Here is a 25,295-nt window from a genome sequence, read left to right on the forward strand (position 1 = left end):
TTTAGGGCCGTCACAGTCGTGTACTGAAACCGGTTTGTCGAGTAACGGTGTGACTCCCGTTGCTCCATGCGGGTGGACCTTCCGTCAGGATGTTCGGAACGCATAAGCATGACGAACAGGGGACACCACAGATGAGCTACAACCAGCCGGGCCCGTACGGCGGGCAGCCGCCGCAGGGCCAGCCCGGACCGTACGGTGGCCAGCCGCCGCAGGGCCAGCCCGGACCGTACGGTGGTCAGCCGGGCCCGTACGGTCAGCAGCCGCCACAGAGCCAGCCCGGTTACGGGTACCCGCAGCAGGCCCCGCAGGGTGTCCCGCCGCAGGGCCAGCCCGGCTACGGCTACCCGCAGGCCCAGCAGCCCGGCCCGTACGGCCAGCAGCCGCCGACGCCCCCGTACGGCGGCCCGCAGTACGGCGGCCAGATGCCGATGCCCCCGGCCCAGCCGAAGAAGAAGACCGGCCTGATCATCGGCGGCGCGGTCGTGGCGCTGGCGGTCATCGCGGGTGGGGTGTACCTCCTGACGTCGGGCGGGGGCAGTTCGGTCGCCGACGACGGCAAGACGTACAAGTTGACGACGCCGGCGACGGTGCTCGACGGCACGTACAAGAAGAGCCCCGGCCAGGGGGACGAGGACAAGATGACGGCGAAGGACGTCAAGGAGGCCGAGGGCTGGGGGGTTCACAACGCCAAGAGCGCCGAAGCCAGTTACACCTCCGGCGAGGCGGCCACCCAGAAAGTGCTGTCGTTCAGCGGCGTCTACGGTGACATCGAGGACCCCGAAAAGGTCGTCGACGCCATGTTCTCCAAGTTGAAGTCCGAGGCAGCGAAGGACCCGGACCCCGAGGACAGGACCAAGAGCGAGTTCATCGGCAGCCCGAAGGCCTTCACCCCGGCCGGGTTCGAAAACGGTGTCCTGAAGTGCCAGGAAGCGAAGGTCACGGACATCAGCAGCACCGGGGGCGGTAAGGAAACCACCATGCCCTTCTGCATCTGGGGCGACCACAGCACGGTGGCGTACGTCATGGACCTGGACATGGCCGGCATGATGACCGGCAAGAGCGTCTCTCTGGACGACGCCGCCAACGATGCGGCCAAGCTCCGCAACGACGTCCGCGTCGAGGTCAAGTAGCGCACACGGAACGGCAGAAGGGGCGCCCCGGCAGTCCAACTGGCCGGGCGCCCCTTCCGTTTGCGTTCACATACCGCTGCCGCTACGCGGACTTCTCGTGCCGCCCGCCGTCGCCCTTGCCGATCGTGCGCGGTTCGCGCGGGACCAGCGTCGGGTTCACGTTGTTGCGGACGACGTCCGCCGTGATGACGACGCGGGCGACGTCCTTGCGGGACGGCACCTCGTACATCACGGACTGGAGGACCTCCTCCATGATGGCCCGCAGGCCACGCGCGCCGGTGCCGCGCAGGATCGCCTGGTCGGCGATGGCCTCCAGGGCCGGGCGGTCGAAGTCCAGCTCGACACCGTCGAGTTCGAACAGGCGCTGATACTGCTTCACCAGCGCGTTGCGCGGCTCGACGAGGATCTGCAGGAGGGCCTCGCGGTCCAGGTTGTGGACCGAGGTGAGGACGGGCAGCCGGCCGATGAACTCCGGGATCATCCCGAACTTCACCAGGTCCTCCGGCATGACCTCCTGGAACTGGTCGCTCGCCTCGATCTCGCGCTTGGAACGGATCGTCGCGCCGAAGCCGATGCCCTTGGCACCCGCCCGCGACTCGATGATCTTCTCCAGGCCGGAGAAGGCGCCGCCCACGATGAACAGCACGTTCGTCGTGTCGATCTGGATGAACTCCTGGTGCGGGTGCTTCCGGCCGCCCTGCGGCGGTACGGAGGCGGTGGTGCCCTCCAGGATCTTCAACAGGGCCTGCTGGACGCCCTCGCCGGAGACATCGCGGGTGATCGACGGGTTCTCGCTCTTGCGGGCGACCTTGTCGATCTCGTCGATGTAGATGATCCCGGTCTCGGCCTTCTTGACGTCGTAGTCCGCGGCCTGGATCAGCTTCAGCAGGATGTTCTCGACGTCCTCGCCGACATAGCCGGCCTCCGTCAGCGCCGTCGCGTCGGCGATGGCGAACGGGACGTTGAGCATACGGGCCAGGGTCTGCGCGAGAAGCGTCTTGCCGGAGCCCGTGGGGCCCAGCAGCAGGATGTTGGACTTGGCCAGCTCGATGCCGTCGTCCCGGCCCTGGGCGCCGGCGTTCTCGCCCGCCTGGACCCGCTTGTAGTGGTTGTACACAGCGACCGAGAGGGCCTTCTTCGCGGGCTCCTGCCCGACGACGTACCCCTCGAGGAACTCGTAGATCTCGCGCGGCTTGGGGAGTTCCTCCCACCGCACCTCGGAGGTCTCCGCGAGCTCCTCCTCGATGATCTCGTTGCAGAGATCGATGCACTCGTCGCAGATGTACACACCGGGTCCCGCGATGAGCTTCTTCACCTGCTTCTGGCTCTTTCCGCAGAACGAGCACTTGAGCAGATCGCCGCCATCACCGATGCGTGCCACGAGGTGCTTCCCCTTCGCCTGGGAGCAGCTTGGTTCAGCAGCTCCTGGTGCCTCTATCCGACGGTACCTTGCCTAGCCCCCCGTTCGGGCCCCCCTTGGCACGGTTCACACGGCCGAGACCGGGCGAACCCACCGCGCCAAGGGGTGAAGGCCGATGTCAGGCGGCCGTGGCCGCGCTCTTGCGGGTCGACACGATCTGGTCGACGAGACCGTAGGCGAGGGCTTCCTCGGCGGTCAGGATCTTGTCGCGCTCGATGTCGTCGCGGATCTTCTCCAGCGGAGTGGTGGAGTGCTTGGCCAGCATCTCCTCCAGCTGGGTGCGCATCCGCAGGATCTCGTTGGCCGCGATCTCCAGGTCGGAGAGCTGCTCCCGGCCGGTCTGCGAGGACGGCTGGTGGATCAGTACACGGGCGTTGGGCAGCGCCATCCGCTTGCCGGGCGTACCCGCGGCGAGCAGCACGGCCGCGGCGGAGGCCGCCTGGCCCATGCAGACCGTCTGGATGTCCGGCTTCACGAACTGCATCGTGTCGTAGATCGCGGTGAGCGCGGTGAACGAGCCGCCGGGGCTGTTGATGTAGATCGAGATGTCCCGGTCCGGGTCCATCGACTCCAGGCACAGCAGCTGCGCCATGACGTCGTTGGCGGAGGCGTCGTCGATCTGCACGCCGAGGAAGATCACGCGCTCCTCGAAGAGCTTCGCGTACGGGTCGTACTCACGCACGCCCTGCGAGGTGCGCTCCACGAAGCGCGGCACGATGTATCGGTTGTCCACCTGCGGGCCGGTGTAGAGGCCGCTCGCGGAGGCGCCGGGGAAGTTGTTCATGTGGGTGTTCACCATCCTGGTGGCGTTCTGTGGCTGGGTGTCTCGGCGTACGAGAGGTGCGCGGGGCGGTGGAGCCGGATCCGCTGGGTGACCGGATCAGGCGCCGGTGCCGCCGCCGCCCGGAACGCCCGATGCGACCGTGATGATCTCGTCGATGAGGCCGTACTCCTTGGCCTCCTCCGCGGTGTACCAGCGGTCGCGGTCGCCGTCGCGGATGATCGTCTCGACCGTCTGACCGGAGTGGCGGGCGGTGATCTCAGCCATCCGCTGCTTGGTGCGCAGCAGGTACTGGGCCTGGATCTTGATGTCCGAGGCCGTACCGCCGATGCCGGCCGAGCCCTGGTGCATGAGGATGTCGGTGTTCGGGAGCGCGAAGCGCTTGCCCGCGGTGCCGCCGGTGAGCAGGAACTGGCCCATCGAGGCCGCCATGCCCATGCCGATGGTGACCACGTCGTTCGGGATGTACTGCATGGTGTCGTAGACCGCCATGCCGGCCGTCACCGAGCCACCGGGGCTGTTGATGTAGAGGTAGATGTCCTTGTCCGGATCGGCGGCAAGGAGCAGCATCTGCGCCGTGATCTTGTTGGCGATCTCATCGTCGACCTGCTGACCCAGGAAGATGATGCGCTCACCGAGCAGTCGGCTGTAGACCTGGTCACCGAGACCTCCACCGAAGGGGGACGGCTCTCCGGCGGCGTAGGGCATCAGATTCGTCACGTATCCACCTGCTCGTCTCTGACGGCTCCGGCCGTCTCAGCGTCTTCGTACCGGTGGGCGGGGGCTCCCCTGCCCTTCCTACTCATGGACCCTAACGCGCAGGTAGGACAACGCCATCCCGCTTCCGCAACTGTTCGCTGGGAGCGCAAGGTCCGCAGTCCGCACAAGGGTTGTGGGGCGCCGTACGCCATACGACGACGGGCTCCGGACGCACAGCGTCCGGAGCCCGTCGGTACGGGTTCAGCGCGAGGCTCAGGCCTCGGTCTTCTCCTCGGCGGCCTTGGCGGCCTCTTCGGCGGCGTCGGCAACGGCCTCGGCGGAGCCGTCGGCGGCCTCGACCGTCTCGATGGCCTCCTCGTCGTCCTCCAGCTCGACGGGCTCACCGTTGGTGTCGACGACCTTGGCGGCCTCGACGACCACGGCCAGCGCCTTGCCGCGGGCGACCTCGCCGACGAGCATCGGCACCTGGCCGCCCTCGACGACGGCCTGGGCGAACTGGTCCGGGCTCATGCCGGAGGAAGCGGCACGCCGCATGAGGTGCTCGGTGAGCTCCTCCTGGTTGACGTTCAGCTTCTCCTTGTTGACGATCTCGTCCAGGAGGAACTGGGTCTTGATGCCCTTGACCGCCTGCTCGGAGGTCTCGGCGTCGAACTCCTCGGCCGTCTTGCCCTGGATCTCCAGGTACTTGTCGAGGGTCAGACCCATCTGCCCGAGCTGGTGGTGCTCCAGGTTGTGCTTGCGGGTCTGGACCTCGTCCGCGAGCAGCTTCTCGGGGATCGGGACCTCGGCCAGCTTCAGCAGCTCGTCCAGGACGCGCTCCTGGGCCTGGGTGGCCTGCTCGTACTGCCGGGTGTCCTCAAGACGCTTGCGGCTGTCCGCCTTCAGCTCGTCGAGGGTGTCGAACTCGCTCGCCATCTGGGCGAACTCGTCGTCCAGCTCGGGGAGCTCACGGGCGGCGACGGCGGTGACCTTGACGGTGACCTCGGCCTCCTTGCCCTCGGCCGAGCCGCCCTTCAGCTCGGAGGTGAAGGTGGCCTCGCCACCCGCCTCCAGGCCGGTGACCGCGGCGTCGATGCCATCGAGGAGCTCGCCGGAACCGATGGTGTACGAGACACCCTCGGCCACGCCGTCCTCCAGGACCTCGCCGTCGACCTTGGCCTGCAGGTCGACGGTGACGACGTCACCCTCGGCGGCGGCACGCTCGACCGGGTTGGTGGAGGCGAAGCGCTCGCGGAGCTGCTCCACGGCCTTCTCGACGTCCTCGTCGCTGACCTCGAGGGCGTCGACGGTGACCTCGATGCCGGAGTAGTCCGGAATCTCGATCTCGGGGCGTACGTCAACCTCGGCGGTGAAGGCCAGCAGTTCGCCGTCCTTCAGCTCGGTGATGTCGACCTCGGGCTGGCCGAGGACGTTGAGCTCGCCCTCGTTGACGGCCTCGGTGTAGAACTTCGGAAGCGCGTCGTTGACGGCCTCCTCCAGCACCGCACCGCGGCCGAACCGCTGGTCGATGACCCGGGCGGGGATCTTGCCCTTTCGGAAGCCCTTCACCGTGACCTGCTGGTTGATCTTCTTGTACGCCGCGTCGAGGCTGTCCTTGAGCTCCTCGAAGGGCACCTCGACAGTGAGCCGAACCCGGGTCGGGTTCAGGGTCTCCACGGCGCTCTTCACGGTTCGGTCTCCTTGTGGCTGACTTCTTGGGGTTCTGCTCCGCCGCACGGTTGGCGACTTCGCGGACCGAGCCCGGCAGATCAGACACACGGGCACGCATTTTGCATAGTAACGGCAAGGAGACTGACTCCCACAATGCGATCTTGCCGGTGGTCTGCGATCTTGCCGATGGTCGGGGTGGCCGGATTCGAACCGACGACCTTCCGCTCCCAAAGCGGACGCGCTACCAAGCTGCGCCACACCCCGTCGGTGCGACACGTAGGGTACATGCAGACAGGCAGTGCATCCGCCGCTTCGCGCAGGCCGCTCCGAACGCGACACCGGGTGACCGCAATCGGGTGTGCGGACAGCGCCCGTGACCCGCTACGATGCTTCTCGTGCCGCCGGTCCCCGGACCTGCGGTGCGGTGCTTGCGGGCGTAGCTCAATGGTAGAGCCCTAGTCTTCCAAACTAGCTACGCGGGTTCGATTCCCGTCGCCCGCTCCATGCTTGGGCCCGGTCCGACGAATTGCCCGTCGGACCGGGCCTTTTGCGTTCTGCTCGCCTTCTGCTCACGCCTCCTGCCCGCTGTGCGCCGGAGCGCGCGGCGGGCAGGGGAGGACACCGGACCGGGACCGGATCAGAAGGTGATCTGGTTGATGCTCTCCGCTATCGAGTTCATGAACTTGTTGATCGACGGCGCCATGCCGGTCGATGCCAGGAAGAAGCCGAAGAGCACCGCGACGATCGCGGGTCCCGCCTTGATGGAACCGCCTCGGATCAGGACCACCAGGATGATCGCCAACAGAAGCACCACAGACAGTGAAATGGCCACGACTGATCACACCCTTGGTCGGTCCGCCTTGCCGGCCCGGAGACGTGCGGCCGAGCACCTCTCCGTTCCGTCCATCGTGCCACCAACTCCCCCGTGCTGACTGCCAGGTGACGGACCGAAGTGACGGGATCGCGCCATCCTTGCGCCCCGCGTGCGCCTGGGGGCGCAGGGTCGCACAGAGGGGCGTCACCGGTCCCGCTCCTGTTCCGCGCACCTGTGAGTGATCTGTGAATAAAACAATCACAACGGCGTGCGACTGTGACGGTTTCCATATCCACACACTTCATTCACACGCAATTCCAAGGCCCCTGCGCAATCAAATTCACCCCTCCCAACCGCCCGCCGCTATGCCCCATTTAATGAGGATGAATCAGGGCATAGCGGCCAGTTCTCGGCGGTTTCACTTTTGATTGGACGCGAACACGCAATATCCGTGGGCGGTTTTACGCAGGGCAATCGAGGCGTCTAAGGTGCTTTAGATGTTCCACGCTCCGAACGTATTTCAGAGGGCCCCGCTCCCATCGGCGACCCGGGAGTCGGAGCCCAGACGCCAAGGGACGACGACCGCCACGGCGGCGCCCCCCGCACCGGTGGCGAACAAGCCTCCGGCGGGTGCGCCGGCAAAGAAGCGTGACGCCTACTTCGACAACGTCAAATATCTGGCCATCGTGCTCGTCGCGGTGGCGCACGCGTGGGAACCGGTGATGGACGACAGCCGGACCGCCCGTGCGCTGTACATGGTGGCGTACACCTTTCACATGCCGGCGTTCATCATCATCTCCGGCTATTTCTCCCGCTCGTTCGATCTGTCCGCCGCCAAGGTGAAACGCCTGGTCACCGGCGTCGCCGTGCCCTATGTGGTGTTCGAGACGGCGTATTCGCTGTTCAAGCGGTACGCGGACGGCTCGCCGGATCAGCCGATCAGCCTGCTCGATCCCTGGTATCTCACCTGGTTCCTGGCCGCGCTGTTCATCTGGCGGATCACCACACCGCTGTGGCAGGCCCTGCGTCATCCGCTGCCGGTGGCACTCGTCATCGCCGTACTCGCCTCGTTCTCCCCGACGATCGGCAATGATCTCGATCTCCAGCGGGTTCTGCAGTTCCTGCCGTTTTTCGTGCTGGGGCTCCAGCTGAAGCCCGAGCATTTCCAGCTGGTCCGCCGGCGTGAGGTGCGGATGCTCGCGCTGCCGCTGTTCGCCGGGGCTCTGGTCTTCGCGTACTGGGCGGCGCCACGGATGCAGCTGGGCTGGTTCTACCGGAGCAACAGCGCGCAGGAGATGGGCGCCCCGTGGTGGTCCGGTGCCGTGATGACGCCGGCGATGTTCGGCTGCGCGCTGCTGCTCACCATCGGGTTCCTGTCCTGGGTGCCGCGCCGCCACATGTGGTTCACCGTGCTCGGCGCCGGGACGATCTGCGGCTATCTGCTACACGGATTCCTGATCAAGGGCGCCGGGTACGCCGGGGTGTTCGACATCTTCGACTGGCTCTCGGCGCCCGCCGGTCTGGTCCTCGTCTCCCTGGTCGCGGCGGCGGCGGTGACGCTGATGTGTACGCCACCGGTACGGAGAGTGTTGCGCGTGGTGACCGAGCCGGAGATGAGCTGGGCGTTCCGGCGGGACGTGGCCGGACGCTGATCCGGTTGGTTCAGTCCGTCGCCGTGTTGGCTTGAACCGATTGTTCGGCGGGCGATTCACCTGGGGTTAGCCCGAGCAACCGCCGTACCTGCGCATACTTCTCGGCCAGTCGGGTACGGGTCGCCGGTTCCAGTACGGCGAGGCGGGCCGGATCGGCGTTGTGTGCCAGGTCGGACTCCTTGATCAGCAGGGCGCCCGGGGTGTCGAGGATGCGCCGGGTGTACGAACCGAGGTCCTCGCCGTCACGTTTGGTGACGGCGAGGACCATGTCCTTGACGTGCTGCGGCAGCGCGGCGTCGGCCAGCCGGCGTGCCGACAGCGCGTCGTCCTCGACGGCGTCGTGCAGCCAGGCCGCGGCGATCTGTTCGTGGCTGCCGCCCCTGGTCCGTACGCCTTCGGCGACGGCGGCGAGGTGCTCGGCGTACGGGCGTCCCGCCTTGTCCCGCTGATCGGCGTGGGCCTCGCGGGCGATCGCCTCTACTTCGGCCAGGGTCAGCTGTGCGCGTGGAGTGGGCATGGCCCGACTCTACGGACGGGCGGCCATCCGGACGCCGCGCAGCTCGACGGCGAGGTCCGGGGAACCCGAGGCCGGTCGGACGTCCGCCGCGTCCTGCCTGTCCTGCGCGCCCCGCCTGCTGCGTCGCAGCCCCATGATGTCCGCCTTCCGTTGCTCGCCGGGCGGTTCTCCGACCGGCCTCTCGAACGTACGGATCACGGGCGGGTCCGGACCATGGCGGCTGCTGGCGGATCCGGGGTGGGGCAAACCCGAGGGTGCTGCCGGGGGTGGGACAAACCCGAGGGTGCTGCCGGGGGTGGGACAAACCGAGGGTGCTGCCGGGGGTGGGACAAACCGAGGGTGCTGCCCGGGGTGGCCATAGTTGCAACGTCAATTGTTCGGTAAACTAATTACTGACGATTCCTTGACGCTCTCTTGACCGCCCGAAGGATCAGGCTCATCGGACACGCAGACACGCTCATCGCCATGGGCGGCGCCTTCCTGGCCGCCGCCGTTCTCGCCCGCGTCGGCAGCCGCATCGGACTGCCGACCATCCCCCTGTTCATCCTGGCCGGAATCCTGCTCGGGCCGCACACGCCCGGCATCGTGCTGGTCGCCGACCCGCACGACCTGGAGATGCTCTCCGCACTCGGCCTGGTGCTGCTGCTCTTCTACCTCGGCCTCGAATTCCATCTCGACGACCTCAAGGCCGGCGGCCGCAAGATGCTCGTCGCGGGCTCCGTCTATCTGGCGCTGAACGTCGGCGCCGGGCTCGCCTTCGGCTTCGTGCTGGGCTGGGGCACCTCGGAGGCCCTCGTCCTGGCCGGGGTCATCGGCATCTCGTCGTCGGCCATCGTGACCAAGATCCTGGTCGACACGAAGCGCCTGGCCGCCCCGGAGACCAAGACGATCCTCGGCATCATCGTCGTCGACGACGTCTTCCTCGCCCTCTACCTCGCCGCCCTGCAACCGATCCTGTCGCGCTCGGACAGCCTCTCCGCCGCGGTGCTCGACGGGGGCAAGGCGTTCGGCTTCCTGCTACTGCTGGCGCTCACCGCCCGGTTCGGCACGAAGCTCATCAGCAAAGTGATCCACACCTCGGACGACGAGCTGCTCGTCATCTCCTTCCTCGGCGCCGCCGTGTTCGTGGCGGGGGTCTCCGAGTGGTTCGGGGTCGCAGACGCGATCGGCGCCTTCATGGTGGGCCTGATGCTCGGCAGCACGACGTCGGGCGGGCGCATCCTCAAGCTGGTCCATCCGCTGCGCGATGCGTTCGGGGCAATCTTCTTCTTCGCCTTCGGGCTCTCCATCAACCCCGGCGATCTGCCGGGCGTGATGTGGCCGGTGCTGGCCGCCGTCGCGCTGACCGCGGCGATGAACATCCTCTCCGGCATGGTCTCCGCACGGGTCTACGGCTTCGGCCCGCAGGCCGCGGCGAACATCTCCACCACCCTGACGGCCCGCGGCGAATTCGCGCTGATCCTCGCCACGATGGCCGCCGGCGCGGGGCTGGACGAGCGGCTCCCGCCGTTCATCGCCGGCTACGTACTCGTCCTCGCGGTCCTCTCCCCGCTGGCGGCCGGGCGGTCGCACTGGCTGGCCCGCGTCCTGCCGGGCGGGCGGGGCCGGGACCGGGACAGCGACGCCGGGAAACTCACGGTGCCGGCCTGAGCGGGCGACCGGCATGTCCGGGCCGGGGGTCCGCCGCGGCCGCGCCCCGTCCCCGGACATGCGGACGGCCTCATTCCGGTGACGGACCGACTCCCGTTGACGCCCGCCCGGTTCGAACCGGTTTGCGTACGGTTCAGGAGGTGCGCGACAACAGCAGCAGCGCCCGGTCGTCGTTGACGTCCTTGGCGCACGCCTCGATCAGATGCCAGGCGGCGCCCTCGAAACCGGTGGCGACGTAGCAGTCGGCCTCGCCGGTGAGCCGGTCGATGCCCTCCACGATATCGCGGTCGGACGCCTCCACCAGACCGTCCGTGAACAGCATCAGTACGTCGCCGGGGGCCAGCGAGCCCTTCACCGCGTCGAACTGCGCCCCGTCGTACACCCCGAGCAGCGGCCCCTCCGCGGCCTTCTCCTCCCACTGACCGCTGCCCGAGTGGAGTTGCAGGGCCGGCGGGTGACCCGCCGAGAAGAGTTCGTAGTCGCCCGAATCGAGGTCCAGGACCAGATGGATCGAGGTGGCGAAGCCCTCGTCCCAGTCCTGGCGCAGCAGATAGCCGTTGGCCGCCGGGAGGAAGCCGTGCGGGGGCAGCGAGCCGAGGAGGCCGCCGAACGCGCCGGACAGCAGCAGGGCGCGGGAGCCCGCGTCCATGCCCTTGCCGGAGACGTCGGTGAGTACGGCCTCCAGGGTCCGTCCGCCGTTGGTACGGGCGGCGACGACGAAGTCGCCGGAGAAGGACTGGCCGCCCGCCGGGCGCAGCGCCATCTCCCGGTGCCAGCCCTGCGGCAGCCGGGGCAGGGCGCTCTGCACCCTGATGCGTTCACGCAGGTCGAAGAGCATGGTGCCGCCGCGCCGCCACGGCACGCCGACCCTGGCCCGGAACTGGGCGAGGATCAGCCCGAAGAAGCCGCAGGCCGCGACCACCAGGACGATGCCGGGCGTCACCCGGGCCGGGCCGTCCTCGTACGGTCCGAGGCCGAGCGACTCCACGATCAGGGCTGTGGCGGCGGTCGCGTACAGCCCCAGCAGGCTCGCGGGCCGCAGCAGCAGACCGCCGGCGACGATCGGCAGGACGAGCGCGGCCGGTGAGAACCACACCGGGTTGAGCAGCGTGGCGCAGGTGATGGCCGGGATGGTGATCAGCAGTCCGGCCAGCGCGATCCAGTCCGATCCGTCGCCGCGGAAGTAGTCGACACCGGACTTGCGCAGCGTGATGCGCGCCCGGTGCGCCGATTTCCGCAATCGGGCCGGGTACGAGTCTGCTCCTGCGTGTCGGGCCATTGCGGGGACCCTATCCACCCGATGGCCTCCGGTGCAGGGGGACCCCGTGACAATGCGTTCGAAATCGGGTCGACCGGTCGTCGAGCCTCCTGATAGGGATGGCCCATGACTACAGAGCTTCGCGTGTTGCGTCCGTCCGAATGGAACGAATGGTTCGAGTGTCTGGAGCTGGCGTTCGGCGGTGTCGCGGAGGCTCCCGAGCAGCGCGAGCTGTACGAGCAACTGACCGAGCACGAGCGGTCGATCGGGATCTGGGACGGCACCGATGTCGTCGCCACGGCCGGGGCGTTCAGCTTCCGGGTCGCCGTGCCGGGCGGGGCGCTGGTACCGGCCGCCGGGGTCACGATGGTGAGCGTCGCGTCCACCCACCGCAGGCGCGGGCTGCTGACCTCGATGATGCGCCGGCAGCTCGACGACGTCCGGGCGCTGGGTGAGCCGATCGCCGTCCTGACGGCGTCGGAGCCGGTGATCTACGGCCGGTTCGGATACGGCGCGGCCTCGCGGCAGATGTCCGTGACGATCGACACGGACCGGGTGCGGCTGACGGTGCCGGAGGGCACCGACGGGGTCCGGCTGCGCCACGCGAAGCCGGGCGAGGCGACGGCCGCGTGCGAAGGCGTGTACGAGCAGCTGGTGGCCGGCCGTCCCGGCACACCGGCCCACGGGCCCGGCTGGGAACGGAAGCCGATGGTCGACCCGGTGAGCGCGCGGCAGGGCGGTTCGGCGCAGCAGTGCGTGCTGGCGGAGCGGGACGGGGAGATCGTCGGCTATGTGACGTATCACATCAAGCCGGAGTGGGAGCCGTCCGGGCCCAAGGGCAAGGTGTCGGTGAACGACCTCGCCGCGCTGGACCCGGCGGCGTACGCGGCGTTGTGGCGGTTCGTCTTCGAGATCGATCTGACGTCGACGGTCGAGGCACAAAACCGGCCGGTCGACGACGCCCTGCTGCACCTGGTGTCGGACGTGCGGCGGTGCAACATCCGCATCCGGGACTCGCTCCATGTGCGGCTGGTGGAGCTGGGGGCGGCGCTTGAGGCGCGGACGTACCGGGCGCCGCTGGACGTGGTGTTCGAGGTCGAGGACGCGTTCTGCCCCTGGAACGCGGGGCGTTGGCGGCTCACGGCCGACGCGAAGGGGGTGGCGTCGTGCCGGCGGACCGAGGAGCCGGCCGATCTCGCGCTGTCCGTACGCGAGTTGGGCTCGGTGTATCTGGGCGGCGAGTCCCTGGGCGCGCTGGCCCTGGCCGGTCGGGTACGGGAGCTGCGGGCGGGCGCGCTGGCAAAGGCGTCGACGGCGTTCTCGTCGGACGCGGCGCCGTGGTTGCCTCGGGGGTTCTAAGACCGACCGGCAAATGGGGGGCGGGAGAAGGAGCGGGGCTGGGTGCGTGCAGCTGCAAGGCGGAGGATTGAGGCAACGCGGAGCGTTGGTGATTGACGACAACGCCGCAGATGCGCGTGCCCGGCCCCGCGACGCCGCCCCCCATTTGCCGGTCGGTCTAAGGGCTGTCCGGCCCTGATCGCCGGACAGAGGACAGGCCTCAGGCCTTCTGGCATCCCGGGCACCAGAAAAGGTTGCGGGCGGCGAGGTCGGCGGTGCGGATCTCGCCGCCGCAGATGTGGCAGGACTGCCGGGCCCTGCGGTACACGTACACCTCGCCGCCGTGGTCGTCGACCCGCGGCGGGCGCCCCATCGCCTCCGGCATGTGCTCCGGGCGGACCGTGTCGATCCGGTTGTTCCGTACGCCCTCGCGCATCAGCTCCGCCAGGTCGGCCCAGATCGCGTCCCACTGCGCGCGTGTGAGGTCCTTGCCGAGCCGGTACGGGTCGATGCCGTGCCGGAACAGCACCTCCGCGCGGTAGACGTTGCCGACCCCCGCGATGACCTTCTGGTCCATCAGCAGGGCCGCGACGGTGATCCGGCTGCGGGAGATCCGCCGCCACGCCCGCTCGCCGTCCTCGTCGGTCCGCAGCGGGTCCGGGCCGAGGCGGTCGTGTATCGCGAGCTTCTCGGGGTCGGTGATCAGCGCGCACGTGGTGGGGCCGCGCAGATCCGCGTGGTGGTCCTCGTTCACCAGACGCAGCCGGACCGTGTCGGTGGGCGGCGGGGCCGGGGTCGTACCGAAGCCCAGCTTGCCGAAGAGGCCCAGGTGGATGTGGACCCAGCCGACGTCCTCGAAACCGAGGAAGAGGTGCTTGCCGTGGGCGTCGACGCCGGTGAACGTCCGGCCGTCGAGCAGCGCGGCGCTGTCGGAGAACTTGCCCTGCGGGCTGCTCACCCGCACCGGCCGCCCGGCGAACCTGTCCCGGTGGTCCGCCGCGAGGCGGTGGATCGTGTGTCCCTCGGGCACGACGGCGGCTCTCCTCGGTGAACAGCGACGCGGTGACGCGGTGATGTGACGGCGGGGAAATGGCTGTGCCGCCGGGAGAACCGGCGGCACAGGGGCGGAAGTCGGTCAGCCCTGCTGCGGGTGGTGGGCCGGGATCGGGGGGAGCTCGCCGGTCGTCTCGTACGCCGTCAGCATCTCGATCCGGCGGGTGTGCCGCTCCTCGCCCGAGTACGGCGTGGCGAGGAAGATCTCGACGAACTTGGTGGACTCGTCCACCGAGTGCATCCGGCCACCGATGGCGACCACGTTGGCGTTGTTGTGCTCGCGGCCCAGCGCGGCGGTCTGCTCACTCCAGGCGAGCGCGGCACGCACGCCCTTGACCTTGTTGGCGGCGATCTGCTCGCCGTTTCCGGAGCCGCCGATCACGATGCCGAGGCTGTCCGGGTCCGCGGCCGTCTTCTCGGCGGCACGCAGGCAGAACGGCGGGTAGTCGTCCTGGGCGTCGTAGATGTGGGGGCCACAGTCGACGGCCTCGTGGCCCTGGGCCGTGAGCCACTCGACGAGGTGGTTCTTGAGTTCATAGCCGGCATGGTCCGAGCCGAGGTACACGCGCATGTTCCGAGTGTGGCACGTGCGTCGCCGGGTAGCCGTCATCGGGGTCGGGACCCTCCGGGCCGGTCCGCCCTGCTGCTGCCTGTGGGCCTGGTGTGCAGACCCTGTGTGCGCAACGTCACTTAGGCAACGATCCGGTCAAGGATTCGGAATAAAGGGTTCCGCTTCTTCGGTTCGGCGGGCTTCAATGCATCACTCGCTGCCGCACCCCACTCCGGCGGCCGGGCACGCATCGCGTGATCCGAGAACGTAAGGATTCGATCCATGACGTCGCAGACGACTCTGGCCGGGCCGGACCAACAGTCCGGCAAGCCGGACCGGTCGGGCGGGCCGGACACACCGGGCTCCTCCGACGGACTCCAGGCAGGCCTCAAGAACCGCCACCTCTCGATGATCGCCATCGGCGGTGTGATCGGCGCGGGCCTCTTCGTGGGCTCCGGCGCCGGTATCGCAGCCGCGGGACCGGCCATCCTCCTGTCGTACGCCCTGGTCGGCCTGATGGTCGTCTTCGTGATGCGGATGCTCGGCGAGATGGCCGCCGCCCGCCCCAGCTCGGGCTCCTTCTCCGCCTACGCCGAACAGGCGCTGGGCCGCTGGGCCGGTTTCTCGATCGGCTGGCTGTACTGGTTCTTCTGGGTCGTGGTGCTCGCCGTCGAGGCCACGGCGGGTGCCAAGATCCTGGAGGGCTGGGTGCCGGGCGTCCCGCAGTGGGCGTGGGCACTGATCGTGATGGTGGTGCTCACCGCGACGAACCTGGTCTCGGTCGGGTCGTACGGCGAGTTCGAGTTCTGGTTCGCCGGGATCAAGGTCGTGGCCATCGCGGCGTTCGTGGTCGTCGGACTGCTCGCCGTCTTCGGGCTGCTGCCCGGATCGGACAATCCCGGCGCCGGGCTCGCGCATCTCACCGACACCGGCGGGTTCTTCCCCAAGGGACCCGGCGCCATCCTCACCGGCGTACTGATGGTCGTCTTCTCCTTCATGGGCAGCGAGATCGTCACGCTGGCGGCCGGCGAGTCCAAGAACCCGCAGCGCGCTGTCCAGAAGGCCACCAACAGCGTGATCTGGCGGATCGGCGTCTTCTACCTGGGCTCGATCTTCGTCGTGCTCACCCTGCTGCCGTGGAACGACAAGTCGCTCGTGCAGGAGGGCGGCAGCTACGTCGCCGCCCTCAACTCCATCGGCATTCCGCACGCCGGTCAGGTGATGAACGTCATCGTCCTCACGGCCGTGCTGTCCTGCCTCAACTCCGGCCTCTACACCGCCTCGCGGATGGCCTTCTCGCTCGGCGGCCGCGGGGACGCGCCGAAGGCGTTCGCCCGGGTGAACAAGCGGGGCGTGCCGCAGGCGGCCATCCTGTCGTCCGTCGTGTTCGGCTTCGTCGCCGTGTTCTTCAACTACCGGTGGCCCGACACCGTCTTCCAGTTCCTGCTGAACTCCTCCGGTGCGGTCGCCCTGTTCGTCTGGCTGGTCATCTGCTTCACGCAGCTGCGGATGCGGGGCATGATCCTGCGCGAGCAGCCGGAGAAGCTGGTCGTGCGGATGTGGCTCTTCCCGTATCTGACCTGGGCGACCATCGCGATGATCTCGTTCGTCCTGGTCTACATGCTGACCGACGACGACGGACGTCAGCAGGTGCTGCTCTCGCTGCTCGTCGCGGCGCTGGTGGTGGCGATCTCGCTGGTGCGTGAGGTGCGGCAGCGGAAGGTCCGCGCCTGAGGCCACCGCGCGGCGCACGGACGCGGAAGAGGCTCGCCGGTCGGTTTCACGACCCGGCGAGCCTCTTCGGACGTTGCGGCAGGAGCTACGGCATCAGCCGCGACGTCCGACGAGCTTCCAGGACGCGGGCAGCGCGCCCATCGCCAGCGCCGCCTTCAGCGCGTCACCGAGCAGGAACGGCACCAGGCCGGCCGCGATCGCGGCGCTCGCCGACATGCCGGTGGACAGCGCCAGGTACGGGACGCCGACCGCGTAGATGACCGCGGAGCCCAGCACCATCGTGCCCGCGGTGCGCAGCACGGAGCGGTCGCCGCCGCGGCGGGCGAGGCCGCCGACCACGGTTGCGGCGAGCAGCATGCCGAGGACGTAGCCGAACGAGGCGCCGCCCGCGCCGGAGCTGCCGCCCGCGAACCACGGCATCCCCGCCATGCCGATGAGCGCGTACGCGGCGAGGGAGAGGAAGCCGCGACGGGCGCCGAGCGCGGTGCCGACGAGGAGCGCGGCGAAGGTCTGGCCGGTGACGGGGACCGGGGAGCCGGGCACCGGGACGGCGATCTGGGCGGCGATGCCGGTGAGCGCGGCGCCACCGAGGATCAGGGCCGTGTCGACGGCGTAACGGTGCCTGGCGGCGGGCAGCAGGTCGGCGAGGACCGCTCCGGTACGGGCAGGGGCGGCGGCAGCAGTGCTCATCGGGACTCCGCAGGGGTGAGGGCAGGCGAGGACAGGTGGGTCGGACTGAGGCTGACGTTAGCCCAGGGGTTAACGCTCGATCACCATCATTGGCCCACAAAGCGGCCGCCGACGCATTGGTGGGGTTCGCACAAAGGGGCTTGCACAATCGTGTGACGGCGTGATGCTCGTCACTGAGGTGGGGCCGGATCGGCTCGTATTCTGCCGGAGGCGCCCGCCGGGACGGACTGTAGGTTTTCGCCAAATCCACCCGGTGACCGACCGTCGATCACCCCGACGCCCGCCGCGTACTGGGGTGTGCACTTTGTGTGAGCGTCGTGCCCGTATAGCGGACAGCGGTTCCCTGTGAACGGGGCGCGTGCCCAGACTGTGCGCGCACATACCCCCACGCCCCCTGTACGTCCCCCCGTGTCTCACCTACCGAACAGAGCTTGTCCATGTCTCGGATTTCCGCGTCTCCCCCCACCGGTTCCCCGGCCGCCGTCTCCGATGCCGGGGCCGGTTCCGCGCTCACCCACGAACTCAAGCAACGCCATCTGTCGATGATCGCCCTGGGCGGCGTCATCGGCGCCGGGCTCTTCGTCGGCTCGGGTGCGGGTATCGCCGCCGCCGGTCCGTCGATCGTCATCGCGTACGCCGTCTCCGGGCTGCTGGTCATGCTCGTGATGCGGATGCTCGGCGAGATGTCGGCCGCGAACCCGGCCTCCGGTTCCTTCTCCGTCCACGCGGAGCGGGCGATCGGGCCGTGGGCGGGCTTCACCGCGGGCTGGGCGTTCTGGGTGCTGCTCTGTGTCGCGGTCGGCCTGGAGGGCATCGGTGCCGCGAAGATCGTCACAGGCTGGCTGCCCGGTACGCCGGAGTGGGCCTGGGTCGCGCTGTTCATGGTGGTCTTCCTGGGTACGAACCTGGCGTCGGTGAAGAAGTTCGGCGAGTTCGAGTTCTGGTTCGCCACCCTCAAGGTCGTGGCGATCACGCTCTTCCTGGTCCTGGGCCTGCTGGCGATCCTGGGCGTGCTGCCCGGTACGGACGCCCCCGGCACCGCCAACCTCAGCGGTGAGGGCGGCTTCATGCCGAACGGCGCCGAGGGTCTGGTGATCGGGCTGCTCGCCTCCGTCTTCGCGTACGGCGGTCTGGAGACCGTGACCATCGCCGCGGCCGAGTCCGAGAACCCGGTGCAGGGGGTCGCCAAGGCCGTGCGAACGGCCATGTGGCGAATCGCGCTCTTCTACGTCGGCTCGATGGCCGTCGTCGTCACGCTGGTCCCGTGGGACGACCCGAAGGTCGTGCAGGTCGGTCCGTTCTACGCGGCCCTGAACCACCTCGGCATCAGCGGCGCCGCCGAGATCATGAACGTGGTCATTATGGTCGCCCTGCTCTCCGCGATGAACGCCAACATCTACGGCGCCTCGCGCATGGCCTGTTCGCTGGTCGCCCGCGGCCAGGGCCCGAAGCGGCTCGGCCGGATCTCCTCGGGCGTCCCGCGCTCCGCCGTGCTGGTCTCGTCCGTCTTCGGCTTCCTGTGCGTGCTGCTCAGCTACTGGCGCCCCGACGACGTGTTCCCGTGGCTGCTCAACATGATCGGCGCGGTGATCCTGGTCGTCTGGATCTTCATCGCGCTCTCCCAGCTGATCCTGCGCGACCGGCTGGAGCGCGAGGCCCCGGAGAAGCTCGTCGTACGGATGTGGCTCTTCCCGTTCCTGACGGTGCTGGCGCTCCTGGCGATGGCCGGCATCTTCGTCCTGATGCTGCTCCAGCCCGACACCCGTGACCAGTTGGTGGCGACCGGCGCCCTGACCGTCGTCCTGGCGGCCATCGGTGTCGTACGGCAGCGGCGGGCCGCGGCCGTCAAGGGCGCCCAGGGCTGACGTCCGGTACGCCCTGCGCACCGGGGACATCCGGTGCGCAGGGCACGTTGAGGGAGAGCAGCGCGCCGCCCTCCTCCCCGATCCGCACCTCGCTCACCGCCCCGTTGCACCTCGCTCACCGCCCCGTTCCGCAGCCGCGGGAAGACCAACCGGGTGCCGGGCCGCCCAAGCGCCCAGCTGCCGTGCCCAGCAGCCTCTCAGCCGAGGGTCTGGCCGAAGGCGGCACTGGCGAGCACGGAGCCGTCCGCGTTGAGCAGCCGGACGCCCGTGACCGGCGAGGTTCCGCCGAGGTAGGGCCCTCCCCAGAAGCCGTAGCCGTCATCGTTGAGGACGAAGGAGCCGACCTTGACGGTGGAGCCGTCGGCACGCAGCAACTGGCAGTGGACGGTGCCGGAGTGCCCGTCGGCGTCCACCGCCATGTACAACCAGGGCGAGGCCCCGGTGTAGAGGTAGACCTGCCCGAACGACTGGCCCGCGTGGGCGAGTTGGGCGGTGAGCAGCCGCGGTTGCACCGGGGAGACGATCGGCGCGACCGGGACCGGACGGCCGGCGGACGCGCCGAGCACCCAGCCGCCTCCACCGAGGGCCAGGCCCGCCGCCGCCGCCGCCGCGGCGAGGACGAGCCGCCGTCGCAGTTCGCGCCTGCGCGGCCGGCGCCCGGAAGAGAATCCGAGCCGTTCGATCACCCGGTCCTCGAAGCCGACGGGCGGTTCGCTGCCCGGGACCAGATCCAGCAGCGCGTCCGACGTGGCCGCCAGCTCATGGACGTATTCGCGGCAGGCGGGGCAGTGCTCCAGATGATCCATCGCCCCGGCCCGTTCCCTGGCGGGCAGCACGCCGAGCGCCAGCTCCGCGCCGATCTCCCTGAGCTGCTCGCAGGTGAACCGGCCGTGGTCAGTCATGGTCCACCTGCCGGGTCTCGAGGAATGCCCGGACCTTGCCCATGGCTGCCCTGATCCGGGTCTTGGCGGTACCCAGCGGTATCTTCTCGAAGTCGGCGACCTGCTGAGCCGTCATCCCGTAGATGCCCGCCATCACCAGAGCACGCGCCTGCTCCCGTGGCAGCGCGCCGACCGCACGGCGCACTTCCACCGCGGCTTCGGCGGACAGCGCGTGCCGCTCCGGGGTGTCGGCAACGGTCTCCATCATGCTCTCCAGGTCTGCGGGGTCGACTGGAGTGGCGTTGCGTGCGCGTACGGCGTCGATCGCGAGGTTGTGTGCGATGGCCGCCAGCCAGGTGGGTACCGATCCCCGGCGCGGGTCGTAGACCTGAGCGTGCCGGCAGGCACGCTCGAAGGTCTGCTGTGCGATGTCCTCGGCGAGCTGGACGTCGCCGACCACGGCGATGGCCACGCCGAAGACCCGACGCTGGAACCGCCGGACGAAGGCCACGGCGATCTCGGGGTCGCCGGTCATGAGCCCGGCCAGCAGCGCTTCGTCGGGCACCCGCTCCAGGGGGATGCCAATCCTGCGCATACTCCTTACGTAACACGGGCCCGGGGGGATTGCCTGCGCCGGGCAGCCCCGGAGCGGCGGAAGGACTGGCACAGCGCCCCGGCACCCGTGCGCGGCGAAGACGGCAGGCGGACCCGGGTACGAAAATTTCCTGAAAAGGCAATCCCCTGAGCGCTCCGGAGCGTATTCCGTCTGGAAGCCTCTTCAGGAGGGAAGCTCATGGCGATCTTCAGTCAACTCATCCCCGCGAAAAGTCGTCACGACATGAGGGACACGTCGCGGCGCTTCGACGACCACGAAAGGGACCATCGTGACCACCGTCGTCACTCGCACGGCCATGGTGACGGCGGCCACGGCGATCACCGCCGGTGATCGCACAGGACGGCCGAGCGGGCCCAGGCTCTTGGTCCGCCCGGCCGGCGATCTTTGAGGAACGCGTCCCATGAGGCGTGTCTCGCTTCATGTGCTGCGGCGGCTGCTGTCGGTGGCCGACGATCCCGACGCAGTCGTCGCCGCCGCGCCGCCCGTGGCGCCCCGCGAGGCGTTCCGGCGGTTCTGGCCCTATACACGCGGTGGCCGGCGCTGGCTCATTCCGGTACTCGTCTTCAGCATGGTCGGACCCGTCATCGACGCGGCCGAGATCTGGCTCTTCAAAGTCGTGGTGGACGACGTCCTCGTCCCGCGCGATCTGCGGCCCTTCCTCTGGATCGCCCTGGCATACGCGGGGCTCATCATCTGCTCCGGCGTTCTGGGATTCGCCGACGATGTGACCTCCACCTGGGTCAGCGAGCGATTCCTGCTGGCCCTTCGTTCGGATGTGTTCCGGCACGTCCAGGGCCTCTCACTCGGGTTCTTCGAGCGGCGACGGCTGGGGGACGTACTGTCGCGCATCACCGGCGATGTCGACGCGGTCGAGACGTTCCTCCTCTCGGGGGTGGCGGACGGCCTGTATTACGTGATCCGGTTGGGCGTCTTCCTCGGTCTGCTGTTCTACCTGCGGTGGGATCTGACCCTCCTCGCGCTCGTCATCGTGCCGCTCTTCTGGTGGGCGGCCCGGCGCTTCTCCCGGCTGATCAAGACCGCGTCGCGGGAGCGGCGGCGGCGCAGCGGTTCGATCAGCGCGATCGCCGAGGAGTCGCTCGGCAACATCGCGCTGGTGCAGGCGTACAACCGGCAGGAGTCGGAGGATCGCCGGTTCGAACGCGAGAGCATGGGCAAGTTCCGCGCGGCGATGGCCTCGGCGCGCATCCGCGCTGTCTACAGCCCGATCGTCGAGGCCATCGAGCTGGCCGGCGGGCTGGCCGTCATGGGCCTGGGCACATGGAAGCTGGCGCAGGGCCAGCTCACGCTGGGCGGGCTGCTGGTCTTTCTCGCGCTGCTGGGCAATCTCTACAGTCCGATCCGCGATCTGTCCCACCTCGCCAACACGTTCTACGCGGCGTCCGCCTCCGCCGAGCGGATCATCGAGTTGCTCGACCAGCGCCCCCAGGTCGTCGAAGCCGCCCACGCCCGCCGGATCGGGCGCGCCCGGGGCGACATCGAGTTCCGCGGCGTCTGCTTCCGCTATCCGGATACGCCCCGGTGGGCGCTCTTTGACGTGTCGTTCCACGTGACGCCCGGCACGACGCTGGCCCTGGCCGGCGCGAGCGGTGCCGGTAAATCCACGGTCGGGAAGCTTCAACTGCGCTTCTACGACCCGGACCGGGGCGCGATCCTCCTCGACGGCACCGACCTGAGGGACCTCCAGCTGTCCGAGCTGCGCGAGAACGTCGCGGTGGTACTCCAGGAAACACTGGTCTTCCACGGCACCGTACGGGAGAACATCGCCTACGGCCGGCCGGACGCGACGGAGGCGGACATCGTCGCGGCGGCCCGCGCCGCCGACGCCCATGACTTCATCCAACTGCTGCCCGAGGGCTACGACACCCTGGTGGGCCAGCGTGGCCGGACCCTGTCCGGCGGGCAGGCCCAGCGCCTCGCGATCGCCCGCGCGATGATCAGGAACGCACCCGTACTGCTCCTGGACGAACCGACCACCGGCCTGGACGCCCGGTCGGCCCGCCGGATCATGGAACCGCTGCGCCGGCTCATGGCCGGGCGGACCACCATCGTCATCTCCCACAACCTGTTCACCGTCCGCGACGCCACCTCCACCGTGGTGCTGGACCGCGGCCGGGTCGTCGAGTACGGAACGCACGAAGACCTGCTCCTGCGCGGCGGAACCTACGCCCGGCTGCACCGGCTGAACGAAGTGACCGGCCCCGCCCTCGCCGGTGCCCCATCCCCGCGGAAGGTTCTCCCATGAGCCGCGCCACAGCCCGGCCGGCCCCGCCTCTCGCCCCCGGAACGAAACCCGCGCCGGGGTACGAGATCCTGGCGCACCTGGCCCGGACCGGCTGGCTCGACCTCTACGACGCGTGGAGCGAGGAGCGGGACTGCCGGTGTGTCATGAAGGTCCTGCGCCCCGACTGCCGCCACGGGCAGCGGCTGAGCGACCGGCTGCTGCTGGAGGGCCGTTGGCTCCGGACATTCACGCATCCGCACCTGGTCCGCGCGTACGAGACCTTCGAGTCGCCCGAGCCGCTCGTCGTGCTGGAAACGCTGACGGGTGAAACGCTGTCGCATCTCGTCGGCCGGTTGTCCCGGCGACCGGCCGCCGGGGACGTGGCCCTCCTCGGCGTGCAGCTGTGTTCCGCGATCCACTACCTGCACGGTCACGGCCTGCTGCACCTGGACCTCAAGCCGTCCAACGTCGTGGTCGACTGCGGGCACGCCAAGGTGCTCGACCTGAGCGTCGCGCGAGCGCCCGGGATCGCCCCGCCGGGCGTCGGCACCTTCGGTTACCTGGCTCCCGAGCAGGCGCGCGGCGGGCCGTTGTCGACCGCGGCCGACGTGTGGGGCATCGGCGTCACTCTGTACGAAGTCGCCACCGGCGAGGCGCCGTTCGACGGTGGCGAGAACATGGACGAGACCGTGGACGAGACCGACGACGGCACGGGCGGCCGGGCCGACCGGTATCCGCAGCTCGAGGAACCCGCTCCGCCGATCAGGTCCCGCCGACGCCTCCCCCGTGATCTCGCCGCGGCCATCGACAGCTGCCTCCGGACCGACCCGGCTGCCCGGCCCACGGTCCTCGAACTCGCCGACGCCCTCGATGCGGCCCTGCCCTGGCAACGGCGCCACGTCGCTCCGTCGCCGGACGCCCGGAGAGCCGGCCGGAAGACAGCCGGGAGACGGCCGGAGGGGCGAGTCGCAGGACGTGGCGAAGCGTTACGCGTCCGCCAAGGAACGCGCCGACGTGCTGCTCGCCCCCTGACGGGGCGGCGCGTGAACGTCCTGCCTCGTGATCGTCTTCTCAACCTTCACCGGGCAGGCGGATGAAGGGGGACCCTCGCCTGGACGTGACAGGCGGGGGCCCTTCTGTCACGTTGCGCGGGGGGGTGCCCCTATCTGTTTCGTCAACCCTGTCAGGGTCGGTTCGTGGGAGTTGGTGCTGGTTTTTGGGAACGTCCCGCGAAGCGGGACGTTCCCGGCGGATCGGGTGCCTGATGGGCAGCCCGGTGGCCGGCACGGCGGGGGTGGCCGTGCCGGTGCGCGCGTGATGGGGTCAGGAAGGTAGGGACGGTGGTGCTGTCAGGCCGCGAGGCCGATGTCGCCGGGGGTTCGTGGTTCGTAGAGGGCCCCGGTGCGGATCATCGCGTGGATGACGTTCACACGTTGGCGGGCCAGGCGGAGGATCGCTTGGGTGTGGGTCTTGCCGCGTGCGCGTTGACGGTCGTAGTAGGTGCGGGAGGAGCGGTCGGATTTGCAGCCGATCGCGGCGAACGCGGCCTGGAAGAGGGCGCGTTTGAGGAGCCGGTTGCCGCGGTGGGGTGCGTGCTCGCCACGGATGGAGGTGCCCGAGGACTTGGTGGCGGGGGCGAGTCCGGCGTAGGAGGCGAGGTGTCCTGCGGTGGGGAAGGTGGTGCCGTCGCCGATGGCGACGATCACGGCGGCGGTGGTCCTGACGCCCATGCCGGGCATGGAGGTCAGGAGGTGGAAAAGAGGGAGGGCCTCCAGCAGGGCGGCGATCTCCTGCTCGGCCTGGCGGCGCTGGGTGTGGGCGGCGGCGAGCTGGGCGGCAAGTCCGGGCACGATCAGCGCGCTGGCCTCGGTGCCGGGCACGATGACGGTCTGCTCGGCAAGCGCGTCGAAGATCTCCGCGGTGAGGTGGCGGGCCTTGCGCGAGCCGTGCGCCTTGAGCAGGGCCTCGCAGCGGGTGCGGCCCAGTTTCTTCAGCCTGGCCGGGGAGCCGTGCCGTTCAAGGAGGGCCAGGATGTAGGGGTAGCCCAGCCGGGGGCCGACCACCCGCTCCAGGGTGGGATGGATCTGGGAGAGCAGGCCGCGCAGCCGGTTGGAGGTGCGGTTGACCTCGCCGGCCAGGTCGTTGTCGTAGCCGGTGAGCATGGTCAGCTCGGCCAGCTTCTCGTCGTCGCGGTCCACCACGCGCAGGGTGTGCGGCATGGTCCGGGCGGTGTCGGCGATGACGAAGGCGTCGCGGGCGTCGGTCTTGGCTTCGCCCGGGTAGAGGTCGGCGGCCCGGCGCATCGAGAGTCCCGGCAGGTAAGCGACCCGGCAGCCGGTCGCGCGGGCCACGGTCAGTGGCAGCGCGCCGATGTTGGCGACCTGGTCCACGATCACCAGGACGGTGCCGAACTTGGCCCTGAGCTTGTCGAACAACTCCCGCAGGCGGGCCTCGGTGTTGGGCAGCTTCTTGTCGTGGACGGTCTTGCCCTGCCCGGTCAGGCCGCGGGCGTGGTGGAACTCCTTGCCCAGGTCCAGGCCGAGGAACAGACCTATGCCGGAGATATCGATGACGGTGTCGGCCATGCGCGATGCCCCTCTTCGGTCGTGCCTTTCGCATCCGTCCCGGCCGTCCCTGCGGCACCACACGCCGGCAACCACGTTACGCAGACATCCCGCCCGTGAAGCGGTCCGGCGTTGCACCGGACCAGGCAGTCGTCAGGCCCCTCATCAGC

General features: G+C 69.2%; 22 protein-coding genes and 2 tRNA genes. 9 read left to right on the forward strand and 15 right to left on the reverse strand.

What is annotated here, in order from left to right:
• Positions 1-131 precede the first annotated feature (131 nt).
• On the forward strand, positions 132-1,130 hold the full coding sequence (locus tag OH735_RS11990) for a hypothetical protein (protein WP_406381363.1): 999 nt from the start codon (positions 132-134) through the stop codon (positions 1,128-1,130).
• Positions 1,131-1,212: 82 nt separating this feature from the next.
• Here OH735_RS11990 and clpX read toward each other — a convergent pair whose 3' ends face one another.
• From clpX to OH735_RS12015, 5 genes are all read right to left on the reverse strand, one after another.
• Positions 1,213-2,511, reverse strand: coding sequence for an ATP-dependent Clp protease ATP-binding subunit ClpX (gene clpX / locus OH735_RS11995; protein ID WP_406381365.1), 1,299 nt, complete (start codon positions 2,509-2,511; stop codon positions 1,213-1,215).
• A gap of 157 nt (positions 2,512-2,668) precedes the next feature.
• Positions 2,669-3,349, reverse strand: coding sequence for an ATP-dependent Clp protease proteolytic subunit (locus OH735_RS12000; RefSeq protein ID WP_383756184.1), 681 nt, complete (start codon positions 3,347-3,349; stop codon positions 2,669-2,671).
• Positions 3,350-3,430: 81 nt separating this feature from the next.
• Positions 3,431-4,039, reverse strand: coding sequence for an ATP-dependent Clp protease proteolytic subunit (locus OH735_RS12005; protein ID WP_406386533.1), 609 nt, complete (start codon positions 4,037-4,039; stop codon positions 3,431-3,433).
• Between the two features lie 264 nt (positions 4,040-4,303).
• On the reverse strand, positions 4,304-5,719 hold the full coding sequence (tig, locus tag OH735_RS12010; RefSeq protein WP_406381368.1) for a trigger factor: 1,416 nt from the start codon (positions 5,717-5,719) through the stop codon (positions 4,304-4,306).
• A 169-nt stretch (positions 5,720-5,888) separates the two neighbouring features.
• Positions 5,889-5,965 (reverse strand) — tRNA-Pro (locus OH735_RS12015).
• A gap of 166 nt (positions 5,966-6,131) precedes the next feature.
• Between OH735_RS12015 and OH735_RS12020 the strand changes: the two genes are divergently transcribed.
• Positions 6,132-6,205: transfer RNA gene (locus OH735_RS12020), tRNA-Gly, on the forward strand.
• 133 nt (positions 6,206-6,338) lie between these two features.
• Here the strand turns inward: OH735_RS12020 and OH735_RS12025 are convergent.
• On the reverse strand, positions 6,339-6,533 hold the full coding sequence (locus OH735_RS12025; RefSeq protein WP_389990756.1) for a hypothetical protein: 195 nt from the start codon (positions 6,531-6,533) through the stop codon (positions 6,339-6,341).
• A gap of 479 nt (positions 6,534-7,012) precedes the next feature.
• On the opposite strand from OH735_RS12025, the gene OH735_RS12030 reads away from it, so the two are divergent.
• Complete coding sequence (locus OH735_RS12030) at positions 7,013-8,167, forward strand: acyltransferase family protein (RefSeq protein ID WP_406381370.1); 1,155 nt, start codon at positions 7,013-7,015, stop codon at positions 8,165-8,167.
• 10 nt (positions 8,168-8,177) lie between these two features.
• Here OH735_RS12030 and OH735_RS12035 read toward each other — a convergent pair whose 3' ends face one another.
• Both OH735_RS12035 and OH735_RS12040 read right to left on the reverse strand, forming a co-directional pair.
• On the reverse strand, positions 8,178-8,684 hold the full coding sequence (locus OH735_RS12035) for an HD domain-containing protein (protein ID WP_406381371.1): 507 nt from the start codon (positions 8,682-8,684) through the stop codon (positions 8,178-8,180).
• 9 nt (positions 8,685-8,693) lie between these two features.
• Positions 8,694-8,882, reverse strand: a complete 189-nt coding sequence (locus OH735_RS12040) for a hypothetical protein (RefSeq protein WP_406381373.1) — start codon at positions 8,880-8,882, stop codon at positions 8,694-8,696.
• Positions 8,883-9,149: 267 nt separating this feature from the next.
• Here OH735_RS12040 and OH735_RS12045 point away from each other — a divergent pair, with 267 nt between their 5' ends.
• Positions 9,150-10,334, forward strand: a complete 1,185-nt coding sequence (locus tag OH735_RS12045; protein WP_406381375.1) for a cation:proton antiporter — start codon at positions 9,150-9,152, stop codon at positions 10,332-10,334.
• A 133-nt stretch (positions 10,335-10,467) separates the two neighbouring features.
• On the opposite strand, the gene OH735_RS12050 is transcribed toward OH735_RS12045, so the two are convergent.
• Entirely contained in the window at positions 10,468-11,613 is a 1,146-nt protein-coding gene (locus tag OH735_RS12050) for a PP2C family protein-serine/threonine phosphatase (protein WP_406381377.1), read from the reverse strand.
• A 105-nt stretch (positions 11,614-11,718) separates the two neighbouring features.
• On the opposite strand from OH735_RS12050, the gene OH735_RS12055 reads away from it, so the two are divergent.
• Positions 11,719-12,951: a GNAT family N-acetyltransferase gene (locus OH735_RS12055; RefSeq protein WP_406381379.1), complete on the forward strand. Its 1,233-nt coding sequence runs from the start codon at positions 11,719-11,721 to the stop codon at positions 12,949-12,951.
• Positions 12,952-13,150: 199 nt separating this feature from the next.
• Here the strand turns inward: OH735_RS12055 and OH735_RS12060 are convergent, their stop codons facing one another.
• Positions 13,151-13,960 (reverse strand): Fpg/Nei family DNA glycosylase, encoded by an 810-nt coding sequence (locus OH735_RS12060; protein ID WP_406381381.1) that lies wholly within the window; start codon positions 13,958-13,960, stop codon positions 13,151-13,153.
• A 105-nt stretch (positions 13,961-14,065) separates the two neighbouring features.
• Complete coding sequence (locus OH735_RS12065) at positions 14,066-14,554, reverse strand: ribose-5-phosphate isomerase (RefSeq protein ID WP_093898231.1); 489 nt, start codon at positions 14,552-14,554, stop codon at positions 14,066-14,068.
• Positions 14,555-14,815: 261 nt separating this feature from the next.
• Between OH735_RS12065 and OH735_RS12070 the strand changes: the two genes are divergently transcribed.
• Positions 14,816-16,267, forward strand: a complete 1,452-nt coding sequence (locus tag OH735_RS12070) for an amino acid permease (protein WP_406381383.1) — start codon at positions 14,816-14,818, stop codon at positions 16,265-16,267.
• A gap of 93 nt (positions 16,268-16,360) precedes the next feature.
• On the opposite strand, the gene OH735_RS12075 is transcribed toward OH735_RS12070, so the two are convergent.
• Positions 16,361-16,957: a biotin transporter BioY gene (locus OH735_RS12075; protein WP_406381385.1), complete on the reverse strand. Its 597-nt coding sequence runs from the start codon at positions 16,955-16,957 to the stop codon at positions 16,361-16,363.
• Between the two features lie 437 nt (positions 16,958-17,394).
• On the opposite strand from OH735_RS12075, the gene OH735_RS12080 reads away from it, so the two are divergent.
• A complete protein-coding gene (locus OH735_RS12080) occupies positions 17,395-18,822 on the forward strand; it encodes an amino acid permease (RefSeq protein ID WP_406381387.1) in 1,428 nt (475 codons plus the stop codon).
• Positions 18,823-19,019: 197 nt separating this feature from the next.
• Here OH735_RS12080 and OH735_RS12085 read toward each other — a convergent pair whose 3' ends face one another.
• Positions 19,020-19,724: a hypothetical protein gene (locus OH735_RS12085; RefSeq protein WP_406381389.1), complete on the reverse strand. Its 705-nt coding sequence runs from the start codon at positions 19,722-19,724 to the stop codon at positions 19,020-19,022.
• Positions 19,717-20,298 (reverse strand): RNA polymerase sigma factor, encoded by a 582-nt coding sequence (locus OH735_RS12090; RefSeq protein WP_406381391.1) that lies wholly within the window; start codon positions 20,296-20,298, stop codon positions 19,717-19,719. Before OH735_RS12090 ends, OH735_RS12085 begins: the two co-directional genes overlap by 8 nt.
• A 421-nt stretch (positions 20,299-20,719) precedes the next feature.
• Between OH735_RS12090 and OH735_RS12095 the strand changes: the two genes are divergently transcribed.
• Complete coding sequence (locus OH735_RS12095) at positions 20,720-22,582, forward strand: ABC transporter ATP-binding protein (RefSeq protein WP_406381393.1); 1,863 nt, start codon at positions 20,720-20,722, stop codon at positions 22,580-22,582.
• Positions 22,579-23,658 (forward strand): serine/threonine-protein kinase, encoded by a 1,080-nt coding sequence (locus tag OH735_RS12100; RefSeq protein WP_406381396.1) that lies wholly within the window; start codon positions 22,579-22,581, stop codon positions 23,656-23,658. The genes OH735_RS12095 and OH735_RS12100 overlap by 4 nt, the downstream gene beginning before the upstream one ends.
• Positions 23,659-23,910: 252 nt before the next feature.
• On the opposite strand, the gene OH735_RS12105 is transcribed toward OH735_RS12100, so the two are convergent.
• Entirely contained in the window at positions 23,911-25,146 is a 1,236-nt protein-coding gene (locus OH735_RS12105; RefSeq protein WP_406378948.1) for an IS110 family transposase, read from the reverse strand.
• Positions 25,147-25,295 lie beyond the last annotated feature (149 nt).

The organism is Streptomyces sp. NBC_01618 (assembly GCF_045209435.1).
Lineage (GTDB): Bacteria > Actinomycetota > Actinomycetes > Streptomycetales > Streptomycetaceae > Streptomyces.